22 protein-coding genes are annotated in these 18,931 nt (G+C 74.3%); 9 read left to right on the top strand and 13 right to left on the bottom strand.

All coding sequences use genetic code 11. The features are described 5' to 3' along the window. Positions 1–6: 6 nt before the first annotated feature. Positions 7–993 carry a pirin family protein gene (locus ACFEMC_RS21370; protein ID WP_380171667.1) on the bottom strand — a complete coding sequence of 329 codons (987 nt, stop codon included), beginning with the start codon at positions 991–993 and terminating at the stop codon, positions 7–9. A gap of 119 nt (positions 994–1,112) precedes the next feature. Here ACFEMC_RS21370 and ACFEMC_RS21365 point away from each other — a divergent pair, with 119 nt between their 5' ends. From ACFEMC_RS21365 to ACFEMC_RS21355, 3 genes are all read left to right on the top strand, one after another. After that, the gene (locus ACFEMC_RS21365; RefSeq protein WP_380171665.1) at positions 1,113–1,577 is read left to right on the top strand and encodes an NUDIX domain-containing protein; all 465 of its coding nucleotides are present in this window, start codon (positions 1,113–1,115) and stop codon (positions 1,575–1,577) included. 162 nt (positions 1,578–1,739) lie between these two features. After that, positions 1,740–3,137 carry an SWIM zinc finger family protein gene (locus tag ACFEMC_RS21360; protein ID WP_380171663.1) on the top strand — a complete coding sequence of 466 codons (1,398 nt, stop codon included), beginning with the start codon at positions 1,740–1,742 and terminating at the stop codon, positions 3,135–3,137. Continuing rightward, complete coding sequence (locus ACFEMC_RS21355) at positions 3,134–5,782, top strand: hypothetical protein (protein WP_380171661.1); 2,649 nt, start codon at positions 3,134–3,136, stop codon at positions 5,780–5,782. The genes ACFEMC_RS21360 and ACFEMC_RS21355 overlap by 4 nt, the downstream gene beginning before the upstream one ends. Before the next feature lie 48 nt (positions 5,783–5,830). Here ACFEMC_RS21355 and ACFEMC_RS21350 read toward each other — a convergent pair whose 3' ends face one another. The 3 genes from ACFEMC_RS21350 to ACFEMC_RS21340 all read right to left on the bottom strand — a co-directional run bounded on the left by ACFEMC_RS21350 (position 5,831) and on the right by ACFEMC_RS21340 (position 8,173). Beyond that, positions 5,831–6,910: a cell wall-binding repeat-containing protein gene (locus tag ACFEMC_RS21350; protein ID WP_380171659.1), complete on the bottom strand. Its 1,080-nt coding sequence runs from the start codon at positions 6,908–6,910 to the stop codon at positions 5,831–5,833. Between the two features lie 70 nt (positions 6,911–6,980). Next, a complete protein-coding gene (locus ACFEMC_RS21345; protein WP_380171657.1) occupies positions 6,981–7,688 on the bottom strand; it encodes an endonuclease/exonuclease/phosphatase family protein in 708 nt (235 codons plus the stop codon). A 20-nt stretch (positions 7,689–7,708) separates the two neighbouring features. Continuing rightward, entirely contained in the window at positions 7,709–8,173 is a 465-nt protein-coding gene (locus tag ACFEMC_RS21340; protein WP_380171655.1) for a MarR family winged helix-turn-helix transcriptional regulator, read from the bottom strand. 95 nt (positions 8,174–8,268) lie between these two features. Here ACFEMC_RS21340 and ACFEMC_RS21335 point away from each other — a divergent pair, with 95 nt between their 5' ends. From ACFEMC_RS21335 to ribD, 3 genes are read left to right on the top strand one after another with little or no spacing between them, the layout of a single operon-like run. Next, positions 8,269–9,123 (top strand): dioxygenase, encoded by an 855-nt coding sequence (locus ACFEMC_RS21335; RefSeq protein WP_380171653.1) that lies wholly within the window; start codon positions 8,269–8,271, stop codon positions 9,121–9,123. An 11-nt stretch (positions 9,124–9,134) separates the two neighbouring features. Then, positions 9,135–9,752 carry a GTP cyclohydrolase II gene (ribA, locus tag ACFEMC_RS21330; RefSeq protein WP_366174332.1) on the top strand — a complete coding sequence of 206 codons (618 nt, stop codon included), beginning with the start codon at positions 9,135–9,137 and terminating at the stop codon, positions 9,750–9,752. A 2-nt stretch (positions 9,753–9,754) separates the two neighbouring features. Further along, positions 9,755–10,795, top strand: a complete 1,041-nt coding sequence (ribD, locus tag ACFEMC_RS21325; protein WP_380171650.1) for a bifunctional diaminohydroxyphosphoribosylaminopyrimidine deaminase/5-amino-6-(5-phosphoribosylamino)uracil reductase RibD — start codon at positions 9,755–9,757, stop codon at positions 10,793–10,795. Here ribD and ACFEMC_RS21320 read toward each other — a convergent pair. Then, positions 10,773–11,354 (bottom strand): TetR/AcrR family transcriptional regulator, encoded by a 582-nt coding sequence (locus ACFEMC_RS21320; protein WP_380171648.1) that lies wholly within the window; start codon positions 11,352–11,354, stop codon positions 10,773–10,775. The two genes, ribD and ACFEMC_RS21320, sit on opposite strands and share 23 nt — an antisense overlap. Before the next feature lie 101 nt (positions 11,355–11,455). Here ACFEMC_RS21320 and ACFEMC_RS21315 point away from each other — a divergent pair, with 101 nt between their 5' ends. Continuing rightward, entirely contained in the window at positions 11,456–12,283 is an 828-nt protein-coding gene (locus ACFEMC_RS21315) for an alpha/beta fold hydrolase (protein WP_380171646.1), read from the top strand. A gap of 90 nt (positions 12,284–12,373) precedes the next feature. Here ACFEMC_RS21315 and ACFEMC_RS21310 read toward each other — a convergent pair whose 3' ends face one another. The 7 genes from ACFEMC_RS21310 to ACFEMC_RS21280 all read right to left on the bottom strand — a co-directional run bounded on the left by ACFEMC_RS21310 (position 12,374) and on the right by ACFEMC_RS21280 (position 16,195). Beyond that, the gene (locus ACFEMC_RS21310) at positions 12,374–12,949 is read right to left on the bottom strand and encodes a hypothetical protein (protein ID WP_380171644.1); all 576 of its coding nucleotides are present in this window, start codon (positions 12,947–12,949) and stop codon (positions 12,374–12,376) included. Continuing rightward, complete coding sequence (locus ACFEMC_RS21305) at positions 12,946–13,557, bottom strand: DUF6286 domain-containing protein (protein WP_380171642.1); 612 nt, start codon at positions 13,555–13,557, stop codon at positions 12,946–12,948. The genes ACFEMC_RS21310 and ACFEMC_RS21305 overlap by 4 nt, the downstream gene beginning before the upstream one ends. Continuing rightward, entirely contained in the window at positions 13,554–13,997 is a 444-nt protein-coding gene (locus tag ACFEMC_RS21300) for a hypothetical protein (protein WP_380171640.1), read from the bottom strand. Before ACFEMC_RS21300 ends, ACFEMC_RS21305 begins: the two co-directional genes overlap by 4 nt. Beyond that, positions 13,990–14,169 (bottom strand): DUF2273 domain-containing protein, encoded by a 180-nt coding sequence (locus ACFEMC_RS21295; RefSeq protein ID WP_366174339.1) that lies wholly within the window; start codon positions 14,167–14,169, stop codon positions 13,990–13,992. Before ACFEMC_RS21295 ends, ACFEMC_RS21300 begins: the two co-directional genes overlap by 8 nt. A 102-nt stretch (positions 14,170–14,271) precedes the next feature. After that, positions 14,272–14,685 carry a hypothetical protein gene (locus ACFEMC_RS21290; protein WP_380171637.1) on the bottom strand — a complete coding sequence of 138 codons (414 nt, stop codon included), beginning with the start codon at positions 14,683–14,685 and terminating at the stop codon, positions 14,272–14,274. Next, positions 14,682–15,149 (bottom strand): Asp23/Gls24 family envelope stress response protein, encoded by a 468-nt coding sequence (locus ACFEMC_RS21285; RefSeq protein ID WP_380171635.1) that lies wholly within the window; start codon positions 15,147–15,149, stop codon positions 14,682–14,684. Before ACFEMC_RS21285 ends, ACFEMC_RS21290 begins: the two co-directional genes overlap by 4 nt. A 110-nt stretch (positions 15,150–15,259) precedes the next feature. Further along, positions 15,260–16,195 carry a LysR substrate-binding domain-containing protein gene (locus ACFEMC_RS21280; protein ID WP_380171633.1) on the bottom strand — a complete coding sequence of 312 codons (936 nt, stop codon included), beginning with the start codon at positions 16,193–16,195 and terminating at the stop codon, positions 15,260–15,262. Between the two features lie 85 nt (positions 16,196–16,280). Here ACFEMC_RS21280 and ACFEMC_RS21275 point away from each other — a divergent pair, with 85 nt between their 5' ends. Then, positions 16,281–17,171, top strand: coding sequence for a DMT family transporter (locus tag ACFEMC_RS21275; RefSeq protein ID WP_380171631.1), 891 nt, complete (start codon positions 16,281–16,283; stop codon positions 17,169–17,171). A gap of 7 nt (positions 17,172–17,178) precedes the next feature. Here ACFEMC_RS21275 and ACFEMC_RS21270 read toward each other — a convergent pair whose 3' ends face one another. Continuing rightward, the gene (locus ACFEMC_RS21270; RefSeq protein ID WP_380171628.1) at positions 17,179–17,937 is read right to left on the bottom strand and encodes an SDR family NAD(P)-dependent oxidoreductase; all 759 of its coding nucleotides are present in this window, start codon (positions 17,935–17,937) and stop codon (positions 17,179–17,181) included. 127 nt (positions 17,938–18,064) lie between these two features. Here ACFEMC_RS21270 and ACFEMC_RS21265 point away from each other — a divergent pair, with 127 nt between their 5' ends. Then, on the top strand, positions 18,065–18,925 hold the full coding sequence (locus ACFEMC_RS21265) for a helix-turn-helix transcriptional regulator (protein WP_380171626.1): 861 nt from the start codon (positions 18,065–18,067) through the stop codon (positions 18,923–18,925). Positions 18,926–18,931 lie beyond the last annotated feature (6 nt).

The raw sequence follows: 18,931 nt of genomic DNA, 5'->3' as shown, positions 1-18,931 counted from the left end.
CGCGGGTCAGCCGCGGGGGCGCAGACGGACGCCGGGCAGGGCGGGAGCGGGCAACGGGGCGGGCATCCCCGCCGGGAACGTGCCGAAGCGCGGGGTTCCACCGCTGTCGGCCGCCTCGGCGCCGATCTCGGCCTGCCAGGCGGCGCGGTACGCGGCGATCTCGTCGTGGTCGCGACCCACGAAGTTCCACCACATGACGATCTGCTCCCCGAGGGGCTGACCGCCCAGCAGCAGCAGACGGACCGGGGCCCGGCCGGCCTCCAGGACGAGCCCCGTGCGCCCGGTCGGGACGTGGGCCAGGTGGTCGCGCGGGACCAGGGTTCCGTCGACGCGCACGTCGCCCCCGTCCGGGAGGACCCCGTGCTCGTGCCCGGGGTCCACGGCCAGCTCCACCCGTGACCCGGGGTACAGGGTGATCTCGGCCCCCAGCAGCGGCGGGGTGTGCGTCCGCACGGGGGAGGTGACGCCGGCGAGGGAGCCGATGAACACCCGGATCTCGGCGCCCTCGACCACGACCGGGTCGGGGACGTGGTGCGTGAACGTCGGCGGCATGTGACGTGTGCTGTCGGGCAGGGCGTACCAGAGCTGGACCCCGTGCAGGACCTCGGTCCCGGGCGTGGAGAACTCCTGGTGGGAGATGCCCCGGCCCGCGACCATGAGGTTCACCTCGCCAGGGCGCACGACGGCGGCGAACCCCGCGGAGTCGCGGTGGGCGATCTCACCGGAGAACAACCAGCTGACGGTGGCGAGCCCGGTGTGCGGGTGCCGGGGCACGCGCATCCCCCCGCTGCGGGCCACGGGGTCGGGACCGTAGTGGTCCACGAAGCACCAGGCGCCGACGAGGCTGCGCTGCTTCTGCGGCAGCGTCCGGCGCACCGTCATCGCACGAGGTCCGCCCAGGGGGACGTCCCGCGGTTCGAGGAGTTCGAGCACCGTCCGCCGCCCCCCGTCGGAGCAGCGGACGAGCTCGGGGTCCTGCTCGAGGTTGCTCACGCGCGTGGTCCTCCGTGGGGCGGGTGTCGACGGGCCTGGTGGGTCCGTCCGCTGACCTTGGTCCAGAGTGCCACCTCCCCGCCGCGGCGGACCCGTCCAGGGCGGAGGACACTGCCGGGATGCCGAAGCAGAGCGCCGGTGTCCTGCTGCACCGCGAGAGCGCGACCGGGGTCGAACTCCTCATCGCGCACATGGGTGGGCCGCTGTGGGAGCGCAAGGACGAGCACGCCTGGACGATCCCCAAGGGGGAGCCGGAGGAGGGCGAGGAACTGCTCGACGCCGCGCGGCGGGAGTTCTCCGAGGAACTCGGGTTGGCCGTCCCCGACGTCCACCTGGTCCAGATCGGAGCGGTCCGCCAGTCCTCCGGGAAGGTCGTCACCGTGTGGGCGGGCCGCGCCGACCTCGACGTGTCGACGATCGTCCCCGGGACGTTCACGATGGAGTGGCCGCCGCGTTCGGGACGCACGGCGCAGTTCCTGGAGGTCGACCGCGCCCAGTGGTTCTCCCCGCAGGAGGCGCGGGACAAGCTGGTGAAGGGTCAGGTCGTGTTCGTCGACCGGTTGCTCGAGCTGCTCGGCGCCTGAGAGGGGTGCGCTGGGCGCGGCCCGCGGGCATCGGGTCCGGCGGCAACCGTGACCGGGTGCTTCCGGTGCGTGCCTGACGCTGGACCGACCGGGCGAACCTGCTGGCCCCTGCGCTCGTCGACGGCCGCTTCGCACGTGTGCCACCTGTCGAACGGGCCCGTCGTGTCGGACCCGTTCCCTACGCTCAGATGCATGATCGAGTCCCTGTCCACCGCGGCCGCGCCCAGCACGGTCCGCGAGTCGGTGCTGTCCCCGGGCGCACTGCGGCTCGCGACAGGCCTCGGGGTCGGACCGGTCGGCCACCTGTCGCATCCCCGGTTCTTCGAGGGGTTCCTGGAGCATCCCGTCGCCGCGGCTCGCGGCCTCCTGGCAGTGGCTGCGGTGGCACGCGCGCGTTACTCCACCAGTGGACAAGCAGGTTTCCGCGACCCGGTCGTCACCGCCGACGGGTCGTCCTTGCGCTTCGAGTCGTTCTCCGGTTGCGGTGGCGTCCACGCCCGCCTCGATCTGCTGCCCGACGGGTTGGACGGCGAGACCCAGCAGCGCGGCACGACGAACGTGGATGTGAACCTTCCGCTGCAGCGCGCGCTTGCGCTCGTCGACGGCCGCGATCGGTTGCACGTCGCGGTGGGGTCCGAGGAGCTGACGGTGACCACGCCCACGGCCTCGGTCACCGAGGCGAAGGTGAGGCTTCCGCCTCGGTGGGTCCGGGGTTTCGCCGAAGCGGCGATCTCGCTCGCGGAGATGGATCTGCGGGCCGGAGTGTCTGCGGCGGAGGCCAGGGGGTTCCTGCGCGGACTGCCGCGCGGTGCCCGGCAGCAGACCCTTTGGGTCGTCCCGGCCGGGAAGGGACTGCGCGCCACGACACGCCCGGTGCCGGGGGCGGTCTGCCTCGCGGGGCCACGCCGTCTTGAGGCGCTGGATGCGCTCCTTCCGCTGGCCAGCGCTGTCCGCCTGTACGCCCCGCCCGTCACCGGAGGTCCGGCGTCCAGCGCGTGGGAGGTCGAGCTGCCCGGCGCCCGGTTCACCCTGGCTCTCTCGCCTGAGCCGGCCCGGGGTTTCTCCGGCGAGGGCGGTGTGCTGGAGGTGCTGGCCGCCACGGAACCCGGCGACGACACCACCAGGGTGCTCGACCTGCTCTCCTGGGCCCCCGGCCTGCCGCTGGAGGACGTCGCGGACGCGCTGCGTCTGGACGCGGCCCGTACCCGGCGTTCGCTGACGGAACTGGGGACCTCGGGGCGCGTGGGCTACGACCTCGCCGCCGCGTCCTACTTCCACCGCGAACTGCCGTTCGACCCCGCCCGGGCCGAACGGGACAATCCCAGGCTGCACGCCGCCCGCACGCTGGTCGCCGAGGGCGCGGTCCACGCACGGCCGGACGGTGTCGTGACGGTGCGGCGTCCAGACGGTGAGCGACGCGTCCGTCGCAGCGGTGCCGGCCTGTCGTGCACCTGCCCGTGGTGGGTCGAGCACGCGGGCGCGCGCGGCCCCTGCAAGCACGTGCTGGCGGCGCTGCTCGTCCTGCGGTCCATGACGAGCGCACCGGCGGTGTCTTCGTGAACCCGCTGATCGAGGAGCTTCGAGTCGCCCTGGACGGTGACAGCGCGAAGCTGGTCGCCGAGCTCCTCGCCGGAGTCCCGGAGGCCGACCGGGTTCCCTGCCGCACCCTGATGAAGCACTACCGGGAGCACCGGTTCCGCGAGGCCTGGGTGGTGGCTGCCGCCGGTCTCGAGAGTGGGGCCGCCGCACTGGCCCGCCGGCTGCGCACCGCGAGCCCGCCGACGAGCTCGTTGCCGATCGAGGGGTACCACCCCGACCATGCGCGGACGTCGGGGGCGAAGGCCTGGCCGCTGGCGGCCGACGTCCTCTTGGATCGGCGGGTGAGCTGGCTGCCCGACCTCGTGGTACGCCTCGCCGAGGTGGACCAGCGGGGGTGGGGCGATGACCGGCAGGTGCTGACCGAACGGCTGCGCCTGGCACTGGACCTTCCCCGCCCCCACGGCTCCGGGTACCTGCGCTGGGTCGCGCAGCAGCAGCTCGGCAGACCGTGGCGGCGTGACGACCGTTCCATCGCTGAGCGGTTGCGAGCCGAACCGGACGCCGACGCTCTGGTCGCAGCGCTCCTGACGGTGCCGGGCGTGGGGACCGAGCTGAACGTGCGACGTGGCGAATTCATCGCGCAGTGGGGACCGGAGGGCTGGCACGCCGCCCTGCAGGAGACTCTCGCCGACGGCACGCTGGACCGCGATCGCTTCCTCGACGCCCTGCTCGGTGCGCTGCTCCTCGGCGGTCCCGTCGCCCACCAGCACGACCTGGCAGTCGTCCTCGACGACGCCCGGGTCTCCCCTCGGCAGACCGCGACCAGGGTCGCGGAGTTCGGCGCCCTCATCCCGGCAGGTGCGGGCCCGGTCGCCGGTGCCGCCCTGAGCGCCGTCCGGGCCGCTGTGGCCGCGGGTGCCGTTGCCCCCCGGGAAGCCGTCGAGGCAACGGCCCCGGCACTGCACCGCAGGGAGAAGGGCCTGGTGCGTGCCCACCTGCGCTGGCTCGTCGACCTGGCGCGGCGGCATCCGGACGTGCACGACGACGTCCTGCTCGGGCTGGCGGAGGTCTTCGCCCACGAGCACCACGACCTCGCACGGCAGGCGTGGGAGGCAGTGGATGCACTGTGCGACGACGTCCCCCGTCAGGTCCTCGAGGAGGTTCGGCGCCGGGCCGAGGAGCTTCCCCCGGACGTGCGGCGCCGTGCGGTGGAGGCGCTGGGCGGCGCACCCGGCACCGAGGTCGACGAGGTCGCCGCGCCGCCTGACGCCGAGCCTTCGCCGCCACCGGGGCCCCACCCTCCGCGGGTGCAGGACCTCGACGAACTGGTCACCGCCATCGCCCAGCACTCTCGGCACTGGCGCCCAGCCGACGCCGAACGGGTGCTCGACGGCGTGGCCCGTTTCGGAGCACGGGACATGGACGAGCTCCTCGCCGCCCTGACTCCGGTGGCCGACCGGTTCGGTCTCAGCTGGGAGCACACGTCCGACTTCGCCGTGTACCCGTTCCTCGCCGCGGCCACCCGGCACCCCGGCGCCCCCCGCTGGCGCGGGGCGAAACCTCCTCGACCCGGTGCGCTCCCGCCGGGTGGTGACGGCGTTCTCGCGCTGCGGGCCCAGGAGGTCGTCGACCGGGTACGCGCAGGGGAATCGGGAGGGTTGTTGTCGTTCCCGGACACGGCGACCGGGCACGTCGACCCCGATCGGGTGCTCGGCGACCTCGAACACGCCGCCACCGCGGGAACGAAGCCGTGGCCCGCCGACCTGGAGCAGGCCTGGCTGCGGTTTCCCCGCGAGGAGATCGGCACCGCCTCCATCGACCGGTTGCGCGCGGTGGGGACACCGGCGACCGACTGGCTGTTGCAGCAGCTCGTCAGTCCACGCCCGGAGGCGCTGGCCGCGGCGGAACCAGTGCCGGCCCGCGGTTCTCGCAGCGGGTACCGGGTCGAGGCCGAAGGTGCAGGCCTCCCCGCCGTGTCCTTGAGGGGTTCCGGCGCACGAACTCCGCTGGCCCGGCTCGGGCTCGACGGGGAGGCGTTGCCCGCACGGGTGGTGGAGTTCTGGTGGTGGGGCGGGGGGTTCAGTGCGGCCTACTCCCTGAGCTGCATGCCGTCGCACCGGGAGGTCGCGGCGGGGCACCTCGTGGCGACCCTGGTCAACACGGAGAAGCGCAGGGACGTCCCGGTCGCGTCGGCGCTCGCCGTGTTGCCCGAGGCGCAGGGCCCGACGGGGCGCGCCACGCACCTGGCGCTGGCCTACGCGCTGCTCAGCTGCGACGACCGGGTCCGGCTGGCCGCCCTGGACGCCGTGGCCGGATTCGCGGTGCGCGGCGGTCTCGACGGCCCAGCCGCGGGCGCGGCGTTGGGAGAACTGCTCGTGCGGCAGGAGACCAAACCCGTCCGGGCTGCCAAGACTCTGGCGCCCTTGGCCCACGACGACCGACCCCGGGTCCGTGGGTTTGTCGCCCAGTACCTCCTGGCGGCTCTGACTCCTCTCCTCCCGCTGCGACGCAACGGTTCTGCTGACCTGCTGGCGCTGGCGGCGGACGCCTGCCACGAGACCGGTCCCCACCCGAGGATCCCCGGTCTTGCAGAGATCGTGGACTCCGGTGGGCGAACCCGACTCGTCGTGGAGGCCCGTCGGCTCCACGCCCTCCTGCAGCCGTAGGGGTGCAGGAGGACGTCGTGCTCAGCGCCGGCGCGCGGTGGGCCGTCCTCAGTCGTCGATCTCGACCGCACCCACCGCGGTGATCCGGCCGGCGCCGTACGTGTCGAACCACGCCTCGACGGTGTCGTACGAGGAGTCGACGTCCCCGACGAGCAGCGTGGCCCGGCCCAGGGGCCCGGCGGCGAGGGCGTCGACGAGGTGACCGGTCACGCCGGGCGCGAAGAGCAGGTCGTCCGCGTCCACCCCCCGGTCCACGGACTCCACGGCGAGCTCGCCCGCCGTGCCGTAGCGGTCGGTGCCGGCGGCGCGCTGCGGAGCGGGCAGCGGGGCCAGCGCCTCGGGCGCCACGCCCTCCGGTCCGCCGGCCACGGTCGTGGAGGTCACGCCGAGGGCCTTCAGGGAGGCGGCCGCGGGCAGCGGGTCGCCGTCGGCGACGAGCAGCAGCGGCTCGGCCAGGCGCGCGGCCGGCCCGGACGCGGCGAGGGCGTCGACGAGGTGGGCGTCCTCGCCCGAGGCCACCCAGCCGTGCGTGGCCTTGGGCATGAGGGCGACGAGGGCCCGGGAGGTGGCGTAGCGGTCCGCACCGGCGACGCGCGCCACGCTCGTGACGCCCAGCGCCTGCAGGCGGCCGGTCGTCGCCTCGCCGAGGGCGTCGGCGCCGCCGACGAGCAGCACGGCCTTCACCTGGTGCTCCTGGAGGTAGGAGGCGGTGGCCGCCGGCACGGAGTCCCGCGTTCCGAGCAGGACGGGCGCGGCGAGGCTGCGGGCCAGCGGCGCGGCGGACAGCGCGTCGACGAGGTGGCGGTCCCCACCGCTGACGAGGACGGCGACGTCGGCCTCGGGGAACCCGTGCTCGGCGATGGTCGCGGCCGTGGCGAACCGGTCGTCCCCCCGGAGCTGGACGATCTGGTTCGGCGTCCCGTCCGGCAGCGGGGCCCCGCGGTAGGACGTGCCCGCGACGCAGCCCGGGTGGGTGATGGGGAGCTGGGCGGAGCAGACCGGTGTGAGCGTCTCGAACCCGGCGGCCGGAGCGGCCGACGCCGGCCCGGCCAGCCCCACGGCGGTCGCGGCGAGCGTCGCGGCGGCCAACGGGGCGAGGGCGGCGCGGCGCAGGGTGGAGCGGATCACAGGGGCCTCCTGGGTGTGGTGCGGGAGAGGCCAGTGTGGCAGTTGTGACAGTGGCGCCGGGGGGTTTCCCTCAGGCCGGGACGGGCGCCTTGACGCGGGCCTCGACGAGCACCGGCAGGTGGTCGGACCCGGCCTGCTGCAACGTCTTCACCCGCTCGATGTGCATGCCCTCGGAGATCGCGAAGTCGAAGTGACCGCGGAACCGCCGGCGGACGTAGGTGGGCAGGTCGCTGTGCGAGACCTCGAAGCCCTGCTCGGACAACCGGCGGGCCAGGGAACTCGCGAACCACGGGTAGTTGAAGTCGCCAACGACCAGGGCCGCCGTGCCGTGGGCGGCGGCGCGGATCGCCCCGAGGGCCTCGGTGATCTGGTGCCGGCGCATGGCGTTGGTCGCCGACAGGGGCGCGGTGTGGATGGAGGCCAGGGTCAGCAGGGCCCCGTCGTCCTGCAGGTCCTCGAAGCGCACCGCCAGCAGCCGCTCGTGCGCGGGGGAGAGGAAGCGGTCGTGCATCGAGCGCCGCAGCGGCCGCAGCTCGTGGCCGTGGGCGCGCAGCCGGTCGGGGTTGTAGTAGAGCGCCAGGCCCAGCCGGTTGCGCTGCGTGGCCCCCGCGAGCACGAGCGGTCCGACGGCCTCGGGCAGGCGCAGGGTGTCGCACTCCTGCAGGCACAGCGCGTCGACGTCGTGGACCTCGGCGAGCGCGGCCAGCTCGGCCGTCGCCCGTCCCTCGTGGAGGTTGTAGCTGATCGCCCGCAACGCTCGTCCCCGTGGCTGTTCCACCCCTCGAACGTACCGCCCGCTCACGGCGAACGCTCGGCCTCCACCGATCGGCGCACCCGGTCGCCGATCTCGGCCAGGAGCTGCGTCTGCTCGGGGGTGAGGGCGTCGAACACCAGACGGCGCACGGCGGCCACGTGTCCGGGGGCCGCCGCGGACACGACGTCCCAGCCGTCGTCGGTGAGCGTCGCCAGCGTGGAGCGCCCGTCGGCCGGGTCCGGTCGTCGGGTCAGCATTCCACGCCGTTCCAGCCGCCGGGCCACGTGGGACAGGCGCGAGAGCGACCCGTGGGCCGTGTCGGCCAGGCAGCCCATGCGCAGGGTGTGCTCGGGCGCCTCCGACAGCGCCGACAGCACCCAGTACTCGAAGTGCGTGAGCCCGGAGTCGCGCTGCAGCTGCCCCTCGAGGGCGGTGGGCAGGGCCGTCACGAGCCCGACGATCCGCCGCCAGGCCGCCTGCTCCTCGGAGTCCAGCCACTGCGGGTCCACTGCCACCTCCGGATTGCTTGACGCTTCAAGTCCGCTGACCTACTGTCGATTGAAGCATCAAGTGACGACGAGAGGAGGGGCCAGCGGTGTCGATCATGACCCCCACCGTCCCGGGCGGCGCGTACGACGACTTCCTGGCGGCGGGCCGACCCGCGCTGCGGGACTGGACCCCGGCCGACGGGCCCCTCCCCGCGCTCTACCTCAGCCACGGTGCCCCGCCCGTCTTCGACGACCCGCTGTGGATCCGGCAGCTCTCGGACTGGGCGGTGTCGCTGCCCCGGCCGCGCGGCGTCCTCATCGTCAGCGCCCACTGGGAGTCCGAACGGGCCGTCCTCAGCTCGCCCGCGGCGGCCACCCCGCTCGTGTACGACTTCGGCGGCTTCCACCCGCGCTACTTCCGCATGCGGTACGAGACGCCCGACGCCTCGGCGCTCGCGGCCCTCGTGGCCTCGCTCCTGCCGGACGACGAACCGCTGCACACGGCGGCGCGGGGCCTGGACCACGGGGCGTGGGTGCCCCTGAAGGTCATGTACCCGGACGCCGACGTGCCCGTCCTCCAGCTCAGCATGCCGACCCACGACCCCGCGCGGCTGCTGCAGCTCGGGCGTCGCCTGCGGCCGCTGCGGGAACAGGGCGTGCTCGTCGTGGGTTCGGGGTTCATGACGCACGGACTGCAGTTCGCGACCCGGGAGATGTTCTTGTACAACGACGTGCCGACCTGGTCGCGGGAGTTCGACGCCTGGGTCGCCGAGGGTCTCGACCGGGGCGACGTCGACGCGCTGGCCGACTTCCGACGCGCACCCGGGATGCCCTACGCCCACCCCACCGTCGAGCACTACACCCCGCTGTTCATCACACTGGGCGCGGCGACCGACCCGGCCGCCCGGCCGAAGACCGTCATCGACGACTTCCAGATGGGATTCGCCAAGCGGTCCCTGCAGGTCTCCTGAGAGGAAAGATCGTGACCCAGACTCCCGTCGCGACCGTTCGCACCGCCGTCGACGTCCCCCTGCGCTTCGCGGACGGCTACCGCACGACGGCCCGCGTCCACACCTTCGACGGTCTCGTCGACGGCAAGGAGCACCTCGCCCTCTCGCTGGGGAACTGGCAGGGACGGACCCCGCTCGTGCGCCCGCACAGCGAGTGCCTCACGGGTGACGTCTTCGGTTCCGAGCGCTGCGACTGCGGCCCGCAGTTCCGCGAGGCCGTCGAGCGCATCAGCACCGCCGGCGGCGTCCTGCTGTACCTGCGCCAGGAGGGCCGCGGCATCGGCCTGTACGCCAAGCTCGACGCCTACGCGCTGCAGGACAGCGGGTTGGACACCTACGAGGCCAACGTGGCGCTGGGTCGGGGTGAGGACGAGCGCGACTACACCGTGGCCGCGCAGATGCTCGCCGCGCTCGACGTCGAGGGCATCGCCCTGCTGAGCAACAACCCCGACAAGGCCGACCAGCTCGCCGACCACGGCATCGTCGTGGAACGGCGGGTGCCGACGGGCGTGCACCTGTCCGCGGCCAACGCGCGGTACCTGCGCGCCAAGCGGGACCACACCGCCCACACCCTGGACCTGGCGGGCTGACGGTGGCGCCTTCCCTCCCAGCCGACGAGCAGTTCCTGCGGCGCGCCGTGGGCCTGGCCCAGCACGGGTTCGGCACGACGTCCCCGAACCCCGTGGTCGGGTGCGTGGTGGTCGCCGACGACGGGACCGTCGTCGGGGAGGGGTGGCACGAACGGGCCGGCGGCCCGCACGCGGAGGTCAACGCGCTCGCGGGCGCGGGGGAGCGGGCCCGCGGCGGCACGGCCTACGTCACGTTGGAACCGTGCAACCACCGCGGGCGCACGGGCCCGTGCGTGGAGGCGTTGCTGGACGCGGGGATCCGCCGGGTCGTCTACGCCGTCGCCGATCCGGGGGCCGTGCAGGGCGGGGGCGCCGAACGACTGCGCACCGCTGGTGTCGAGGTCCTCGGCGGGGTGCTCGCCGACGAGGCCGAACGGGTCAACGAAGCGTGGCTCACGTCGGCCCGGCACGGCCGGCCCCACGTCCTGTGGAAGTTCGCCGCGACCCTCGACGGGCGCTCCGCCGCCGCCGACGGCACGAGTCGCTGGATCTCCTCGGAGGCCTCCCGCGCCCAGGTGCACGACCTGCGCCGGCGGGTCGACGCGATCGTCGCCGGGTCCGGCACCGTGCTGGCCGACGACCCGCACCTGACCGCCCGCTCGGCCGACGGCGTGCTCGACGAGCGTCAGCCCCTGCGGGTCGTCCTGGACCGCCGCGGCCGGGTGCCGGCCACGGCGCGCATCCTCGACGACGTCGCGCCCACCCACGTCTCGACGGCCGCCTCGCCCGCGGACTTGTTGCAGGAGCTGCACTCCCGCGGTGTCGTCTCCGTGCTGCTGGAGGGCGGACCCACGCTCGCGGGGGCCTTCCTCGCGGCCGGGCTCGTCGACCGCGTCGTCGCCTACGTCGCCCCCGCCCTGCTGGGGGACGGGCGCGCCGCCCTGGGGTCGGCGGGCGTCGGGACCATCGCCGACGCGGTCCGGCTCGACGTCGACGAGGTCGAGGTCGTCGGCGGGGACGTGCGGCTGTCGGGCCGACCGGTCAGGCGTCCGGCTCCGGCCTGACCGCGGCGTCGATCAGCACCCCCGCGGCCGTGCGGGCGTGGTCCGCGACGTGGTCGGCCCCCGTGATGGCGGCCGTCGTCTGCGCTCCCTCGGCCAGCAGGACCAGCTGCGCCCCGAGCGAGCGGTCCGCGCCCAACGCGGCCACGAGCTCGTCGACGTACCGGGCGAAGGACAGCTTCTGCGACCGGACCGCCTGCGCCACAGCCGGTGAGACACCACCCAGCTCGCCGTAGGCGTTGACGAAGGCGCACCCGCGGAAGTCGTCGCTGCGGAACCAGCCGTCGAGGAAGTCGTAGACGGCCAGCAGGCGCTCGCGGGGGGTGCGGGCACCGGTGGAGGCGCGCGCCACCCCCTCGTCCCAGGTCCGGCTGCGGTGCTCCAGGACGGCGACGACGAGGTCGTCCTTGGACCCGAACGCGGCGTAGAGCCGCTTGAGCGGCACACCGGCCTCGGCCCGGACGGCGTCCATGCCCACCGACTGCACGCCGCGGGCGTAGAAGAGCCGGTCCGCGGCCTCGACGACGCGCTCCCGGTCCGTCACTGCTTCGGTCACGACCATTCCCCCCTTGCGCTGAGAACCAGCGTTCTCTACGGTAAGCCACATCCGCGGAGAACGCTCGTTCTCCGACCGTTCCGCCGCCGTTCACGAAGGAGACGACCATGGGTTCCATCACCGTCGGCCAGGAGGGTTCCACCCCGGTCGAGCTGTACTACGAGGACCACGGCACCGGTCAGCCGGTCGTCCTGATCCACGGGTACCCGCTCGACGGGTCGTCCTGGGAACGCCAGAGCCGCGAACTGCTCGCCGCCGGGTACCGCGTCGTGACGTACGACCGCCGGGGTTTCGGTCGCTCCTCCAAGGTCACCTCGGGCTACGACTACGACACCTTCGCCGGCGACCTGAACACCGTGCTGGAAACCCTCGACCTGCGGGACGTCGTCCTCGTCGGGTTCTCCATGGGCACCGGCGAACTCGCCCGGTACGCACGGCTGCACGGAACCGACCGGATCGCGAAGTTCGCGTTCCTCGCCTCCCTCGAACCCGGCATGCTCGGGCAGGGAGTTCCGCAGTCGTTGTTCGACGGCCTGGCGGAGAAGGCGCGCGCGGACCGGTTCGCGTGGTTCACGGCGTTCTTCGCCGACTTCTACAACCTCGACGAGAACCTGGGTTCGCGCATCTCGCAGGAGGCCGTGAACGCCTCCTGGAACGTGGCCGTGGGCAGCGCTCCCGTGGCCTCCTACGCCGTCGTCCCGACGTGGATCGAGGACTTCACCGCCGACGTGGCCGCAGTGCGGGAGAGCGGGAAGCCGACGCTCATCGCCCACGGCACCGGTGACCGCACCCTGCCGATCGACGCCACGGGCCGCCCGTTCCACGCCGCGTTCCCCGAGGCCGAGTACCACGAGATCGACGGTGCGCCGCACGGCATGCTGTGGACCCACGCCGACGAGGTGAACGCCGTCCTCCTGCCTTTCGTGCAGGGCTGAAACCCCCGGACACGACGACGCCGCGGTGGATCCCTCCCGGGATCCGCCGCGGCGTTCGTCGACCGTCGTCGGTGTCGGGGCCGTCCGGTCTCAGCGGACGCGGCTGCTGCGGTCGTGACGGGCGATGGACAGGACCGTGCGGCCGTGGACGTCCTCACGACCCAGGACCCGGCGCGTCTGGGCGCTGATCCGGTTCGCGGCCGCGGCGACCTCGTGCAGGTCGGCCGTGGGCTCGCACGTGGCACGCAGTTCCAGGACGACCTCACCGCGGTCGGTGATCGTGCGGCCCTTCGCGCCGCGGACCCCCGGGTGGGCGGCGAGCAGGTCGGCGGCCGTGCGGGCCGGGGCGTCCGCGTCGAGGCGGAGCCGGCCGGCGGAGTCGCTGCCCGCGAGGGTCAGGTCGTCGGTGCCGCGGCGCGGCAGGTGGGCCAGGAGCCACCACAGCGCCAGGACCGCCAGGACGACCGCGGCGGCTGCTGCGGCCGCGGCGAACCAGCCGGCGCGGACGGCGTCCCCGGTGCCGGAGCCGAGCTGGTCGCCCACCCCCGGGAACACCTGCTTCAGCCAGCCCCCCCACCACGCGATGGCGGCGGCCCCGCCGACGAGCAGGACGAGCCCCAGCAGGAAGGTCAGGAAGCGGTCCAGACCCAGCACCTTGCGGCTCATCGGTTGCCGTCCTTCCCGCCCGCGCGGGGCGTGTGCAGGTGGAGCTTGACGCGGGGCTGGGGGTCCAGGCCGCTGACGAGGACGTTCAGGGACTGCTCGAGGCGACCGCGGACGTCGCCGGACGTGGCGTGTGCGTGGACCTCCAGCGAGCGGCGGGTCGCCGAGCTGCTGGCCTTGAGCACACCGTCGGTGCCGGTGGCCGTCGTGGTCGCGAGGCGGGCCAGGTCGCGCGTGCTGGTCGTGACGCCGGACCCGGCGCCGCTGAGGGTCAGGGCACGGCGGGAGCGGCGGGCGAAGGCGCTGACGAGCAGCCAGAGGCCGATGACGACGGCCACGATCCCGCCGGCCAGCACCGCGGGCGTGGTGCGGCGCAAGCCGTCCACCCCGTCGGCCGCCGGGGCGAGCCAGCTGCTGCCGGAGAGTGTCCCCCAGGCGACGAGCGCCTCGCGGCCCAGGACGACCGCCACGGCCAGGAGCAGGACGGCCAGGACGGGACCGATGGCGCCGATGCGGCCGGCGCCGGTGGGGGCGGACGCGGGCGACAGAGGCCGGGCTTCCCCCGCCGTGACGTTCGCGGAGCCCTTCGAGAGGTCGGTGGGGGTGCTCACAGGACCCTCCTTCCGGTGTCGTGCTCGGGCAGGACGTAGCGGTCGACGGTGACGTCGCAGGCGTCGACCGTGTAGCCGCCGAGGCGGTTCAGCTGGCCGCGGACGTGGTCGCGCACGGCGGTGGCGAGCTCGGCGGCCGGGGTCGGCCACACGGCGGCCACGTGGACGTGCACGCGGACGCGGTCACCGGCGCGGGTGCAGTCGACGTTCGGCAGGGAGCGGCCCAGGACGCTGTCCACGGCCCCGCCGACGGCCTTGCGGGCCTGGTCGGCGGTGCTGGACCCGCCACCGGAGCTGCTGGAGCCGCCGGTCCGGACCGAGCCGGGGACCTCGGCGGCCGCGTGCGTGGCGATGCGCTCGGCGACGCGGTCGGCGACGTCGGTCCGACCCCGCTGGTCAGTCGTGCTGCCCGTCCCCTGGAGGGTCTGCGTGTCAGCCACGGCTGCGTCCCGGGATGAGCGAGCTGAGGTCGATCCGGCCTTCGAGGTGCGCCCCGATGCCGTAGCCGATGGCGGCGAACAGGAGGGCCAGCAGGAACCATCCGGCGCCGGCGGTGCCGGCGATGAGGGCGAGCAGCAGGCCGGCCAGGAGACCGGTGGTGGACGACGACATGGGGACTCCTCGGGGAGAGTGGTGGGTGGGGACGGGCCACGGGGTTCCAGGGAACTCCCGTGGCCCGGAGCCGGCGCTGGACCAGTGGTCCAGGCGGCTCGGTCAGCTGGCGGGGGCTGTGAGGTCGGCGGCGATGTCCGCCACGTTCACGAGGACCGAGGGGTGCAGGCCCGCGGTCGCGAGGCGCTGCGCCACGGCGGCGTGCACCGCGTGCGCCGTCTCCCGAATCGGTGCTCCCGCCTCGAGGACCACGTGCACCTCGACGGGGTACTGGGCGGGGTGGTCACCCGGTGCCGCGGAGCCCGCGGCCTCGGAGAACGCCTCGTCGCGCAGGCGGATGCCGGCGACGCGACGACCGGGCAGGTAGGTGCCGATCTCGCCCAGGGCCCCGGGGTGCAGGTCGCTGACCCCGGGGACGGCCCGGACGACGTCGGCGAGGTCGTCGGCCAGCCGCTCGACCGTGACCTGCCCGTCGGGGGTTCCCGCTGCGGTGCCGGCGGGGTCGGGGCTCGTCACTGGACCCGGGCGGTGGTCTGCTCGTCGTCCTGGTCGTCGTCCTCGGGCAGGTGGACGTCGGAGACTTCGAGGTTGACCTCGGTGACCTCCAGGCCGGTCATGCGCTCGACGGAGGCGATGACGTTGCGGCGCACGGCGGAGGCGAGGTCGGCGATGGGGACGCCGTACTCGGCGATCAGCGTGATGTCGACGGCGGCCTGGCGTTCGCCGACCTCGACGGAGACGCCCTGGGAGTGGTTGGTGCGGCCGCCGGGGATGCGCTCGCGCAGGGCGCCGACGGCGCGGGCGGCGCCGCCGCCGAGGGCGTGGACGCCGGAGATGTCGCGTGCGGCGATGCCGGCGATCTTGGAGACGACGGTGTCGGCGATGGTGGTCGCGCCGTGGTCGCTGCTCAGGCCGGTGCCCGTCGAGGAGTTCCGGGTCGCCGCACCGGGACGGTTCGTGCTGGTGGTCGCGTCGGTCATGGTGTCCTCCTCCATCTCGACCGGTCGCACGGTGCGGCCGGTCCGTTCGCGTTCAGGGGGTTGGAGTCGGAACCCGCATGAACCTCACGCGCTCAACAACGTGATGTGCGTCACAGTAGAGCCGAGGAGTTTCCACCGCCTCCCGTGATCGTCCCGGTGGTTCCGAGGGCGACCTCGAGGAGGGCTGCTCGGAACGCCCGGACCGCCGGCCGTCCGCCCGCGCCGCGTCGCACACCCGTGAACAGGCGGCGGCTCGGGGCCTCCGGCAGGTCCACGACCCGCACCCGCGGGCGACCGGCCCGGACGAGGTCGGGCAGCAGCGCGACGGCGTGACCCGTCTCGACGAGGTGCACGTGCAGCAGGGCGTCCGGGGTGCGGATGCGGACGTCGGGTTCGAACCCCGCCCGCCGGCACCGGCCGAGGGCCCAGTCGCCGGGGTCGCTGCCGTCCGGTTCCAGGACCCACGACGCCGACGACAGGTCCTCGATGCGGGTCGCGCCCGCCCACGGACCGCTCGTCGGGACGGCCAGCCTCAGCCGGTCGTGGAGGAGGTCCTCCTCGTCGACGTCGGCCGAGCGCGGGTTCGGCCGGTCGGGGTACTCCTCGCCGAGGACGAGGTCCACGTCGTGGGCGGCGAGCGCGGAGAACGCGGGCACCGCCTCCTGGTGGTCGATGACGACGCGCAGCGCGGGGAACCTCTCGGCGAGCAGCGTCAGCGTCCGCGGGACGAGCGCGAAGAGGACCGTCTGGAAGCTGGCGACGCGCAGCACGCCCGTCGCCTCCCGCGCCATCGCGGCGAGGTCAGTCTCGGCCTGCTCGAGCTGGGCGAGCACGACGTCGGCGTGCCGGACCAGGACGCGGGCGGCGGGGGTGAGCACGACACCGCGGCCGAACTTCTCCAGCAGCGTCGTCCCGGCTTCGACCTCGAGCTGCGACAACTGCTGCGAGACCGCGGAGGGGCTGTACCCCAGGGCGGCGGCGACGGCGGCCAGCGTTCCGCGGCGGTCGAGCTCGCGCAGGAGGCGGAGCCGGTGGACGTCGAGCACGGGACCCCCATCCGTCAGCAGAACTGAACGGTACAGCCGCGGAACGTTCGCTGGACAGGCCGTTCCCGGCGGGCAGACTGGTCGTGTGGGTCCCGTCCTCCTCGTCATCGGCTCGTGCACGTCGCTGCAGGTCGGCGCTGCGCTCGCCGTCCACCTCTTCGCCCTCGGCGGGAGCACCGGGACGACGTTGCTGCGTCTAGGCCTCGCGGCCCTCGTGCTGCTGGTGGTCGTCCGCCCGCGCGTCCGCGCCTGGACGGGTCTGCAGTGGCGGGCGGCGGTCATGCTCGGCCTGAGCCTGGGCGCCATGAACGGCTGCTTCTACGCGGCCATCTCCCGCATCGACCTCGGGACCGCCGTCACCATCGAGTTCCTCGGGCCGTTGACGCTCTCGGCCGTCCTGAGCCGCCGGCTGCGCGACCTCCTGTGGGTGGGGCTCGCGCTCGCGGGGGTCCTCGTCCTCGGGCTCACGGGTGAGCACCACGGCGGGTCCCTCGACCCCTTCGGGGTCGTCTTCGCCCTCCTGGCCGGCGCCTGCTGGGCGGCCTACATCATGGCCAGCGCCCGGGTCGGCCGGCTCGTGCCGGGTCACGGTGGCCTGGCGGTCGCGACCGCCGTCGGGGCGCTGGCGCTGGTCCCCCTCGGGGCCGGTGGAGCCCTGCATGCCCTCGGCACCCCGAACGGCCTGTGGTGGGCGCTGGGCACGGCGCTCCTGGCCAGCGTGGTGCCCTACTCCCTGGAACTGGCCGCGCTGCGCCGGCTGCCGCAGCGCACGTTCGGCATCCTCCTCAGCCTCGAACCCGTCATCGCCTCCCTCGCCGGCTGGGCGCTGCTGGGGCAGCGGATGACGCTGCTCGGCGGCCTCGGGGTCGTGCTCGTCGTCCTCGCCTCCGCCGGGGCGACCGGGACCGCCGGACGGGAACGGCGGCAGGGTGCCGACGGGCGCGAGAGGGTCGACCTCACGACACCCGCCGGCTAGTAGCACGTCAGATGGACTGTCCCCCGGACAGTTCGATGCGCGTCCCCGACGCCCAGCCCATGCCGTCGGACAGCAGCGCCGGCAGCGCCGCCCCGATGTCGTCGGGCTGGCCCACGCGACCGAGCGCGGTCGCCGACGCCATGGCCGCGTTGAGCGCTGCGTCGTCGCGCACCGCGCCGCCGCCGAAGTCCGTCGCGATCGCGCCGGGGGCCAGGGTGTTCACGCGGATCCCGCGCTGACCGAGCTCCAGCGCCTGGTACCGGGTCAGCACCTCGACGGCACCCTTGGCCGCGGCGTAGGCGCCGTACCCGGGGGCGGTGAACCGGGTGAGGCCGGAGGACACGTTGAGGACGCGGCCCCCGCTCGTCATCAGCGGCAGCAGCAGCTGCGTGAGCAGGAACGGCGCGGTCACGTGCACGCGCAGCATCTCCTCGAGCTGCACGGCGCTCGTCTCGGTGTACGGCGCGTGGACGCCGTAGCCGGCGAAGTGGACGACCGCGTGGAGGTGGTCGGCCCCCGCGGCGGTCAGCGCGTCCCGGACGTCGCCGGCGAACGCCTCGAAGGTCGAGGCGTCGGCCACGTCGAGCCCGAGCGCGGTGCCCGGGACGCCGTGCGCGGTCACCTCCGCGACCATCGCCTGCGCCTCCGCAGCGTTCGACTGGTACGTCCCGACCACGCCGAAGCCGGCCTGGGCGAGGTGGCGGGCCGCGCTGCGGCCGAGGCCGCGGCTGGCGCCGGTGACGAGCACGATCTTCTGGTCGGTCACGGTGTCTCCTCCTGGAACGGTGGTTGCCGGACCATCGTGGGACGGTCCCCGCCGGTCCGCGGCGTACGGCTCAGCCCCGGACGAGCTGTCCGGGGCTGCCGACCGGGGTCCTCGTCAGACTGTGGGCATGAGCCCCGGAGACCGGCAGGCCCTCGCCGCCTTCCTGCGCCACCGCCGCGAACAGCTGTCCCCGTCCGACGTGGGTCTGGTCCCCGGCGGGCGGCGGCGCACCCCGGGTCTGCGCCGGGACGAGGTGGCGGTGCTGGCGGCCATCTCCACCGACCACTACGAGCGCATCGAGCAGGCCCGCGGTGCGCGTCCGTCGCCCGAGGTCCTCGGTGCGATCTGCCGGGCCCTGCGCCTCACCCTGGACGAACGCGACCACGTCCACCACCTCGCCGGCCTCGAACCGCCTGCGCGGCACCGGTCCCAGGGCTACGCCGACGCCGGGCTCATGTGCGTGCTGGACGCGCTGGCCCCGAACGTCCCCGCGCTCGTCACCGACGACCTGAGCACCGTCGTCGCGCAGAACCCGCTCAACGTGGCCCTGCTGGGCCCGATCGCCGCGGAGCGGGGACTGCGCCGGGCGTTCGTGTACCGGTGGTTCACCGACCCCGACCTCCGCGGTCGGTACGAGCCGGCCCAGCACGAGCAGCTCGGCCGCGAGTACGTCGCGGACCTGCGCCTGGCCAGCGGCGCCCGCCCCGGCGACGCCGACGTGCGCGAACTCGTCGGGGCGCTCGAGTCCACCAGCGAGGAGTTCCGCCGCATCTGGGCGCTGCAGGAGGTCGCGACGCGACGGACGACCCGCAAGGTGCTGAACCACCCGCAGGTCGGGCGTCTCGACCTCGAGTGCGACGTCGTCGTCAGCCCGCCCTCGGGGCAGAGCCTCGTCCTGTTCCGGCCGCGGCCGGGGACGGGGACCGCTGAACGCGTCGCGCTCCTGCGGGTCGTGGGGGTGCAGGACCTGGCGCCGTCCGCGCCCTGAGGACGG

The organism is Kineococcus sp. DHX-1 (assembly GCF_042473625.1).
Lineage (GTDB): Bacteria > Actinomycetota > Actinomycetes > Actinomycetales > Kineococcaceae > Kineococcus.
The sequence above is the reverse complement of the archived record's forward strand: the minus strand, read 5'-3'. Positions and strand labels throughout refer to the sequence as shown.

Coding starts and splice junctions, on each gene's coding strand:
- ACFEMC_RS21365 (WP_380171665.1), top strand. CDS start 1,113: ATGCCGAAGCAGAGCGCCGGTGTCCTGCTGCACCGCGAGAGCGCGACC.
- ACFEMC_RS21335 (WP_380171653.1), top strand. CDS start 8,269: ATGACCCCCACCGTCCCGGGCGGCGCGTACGACGACTTCCTGGCGGCG.
- ACFEMC_RS21320 (WP_380171648.1), bottom strand. CDS start 11,354: ATGGTCGTGACCGAAGCAGTGACGGACCGGGAGCGCGTCGTCGAGGCC.
- ACFEMC_RS21315 (WP_380171646.1), top strand. CDS start 11,456: ATGGGTTCCATCACCGTCGGCCAGGAGGGTTCCACCCCGGTCGAGCTG.
- ACFEMC_RS21310 (WP_380171644.1), bottom strand. CDS start 12,949: ATGAGCCGCAAGGTGCTGGGTCTGGACCGCTTCCTGACCTTCCTGCTG.
- ACFEMC_RS21295 (WP_366174339.1), bottom strand. CDS start 14,169: ATGTCGTCGTCCACCACCGGTCTCCTGGCCGGCCTGCTGCTCGCCCTC.
- ACFEMC_RS21285 (WP_380171635.1), bottom strand. CDS start 15,149: ATGACCGACGCGACCACCAGCACGAACCGTCCCGGTGCGGCGACCCGG.
- ACFEMC_RS21265 (WP_380171626.1), top strand. CDS start 18,065: ATGAGCCCCGGAGACCGGCAGGCCCTCGCCGCCTTCCTGCGCCACCGC.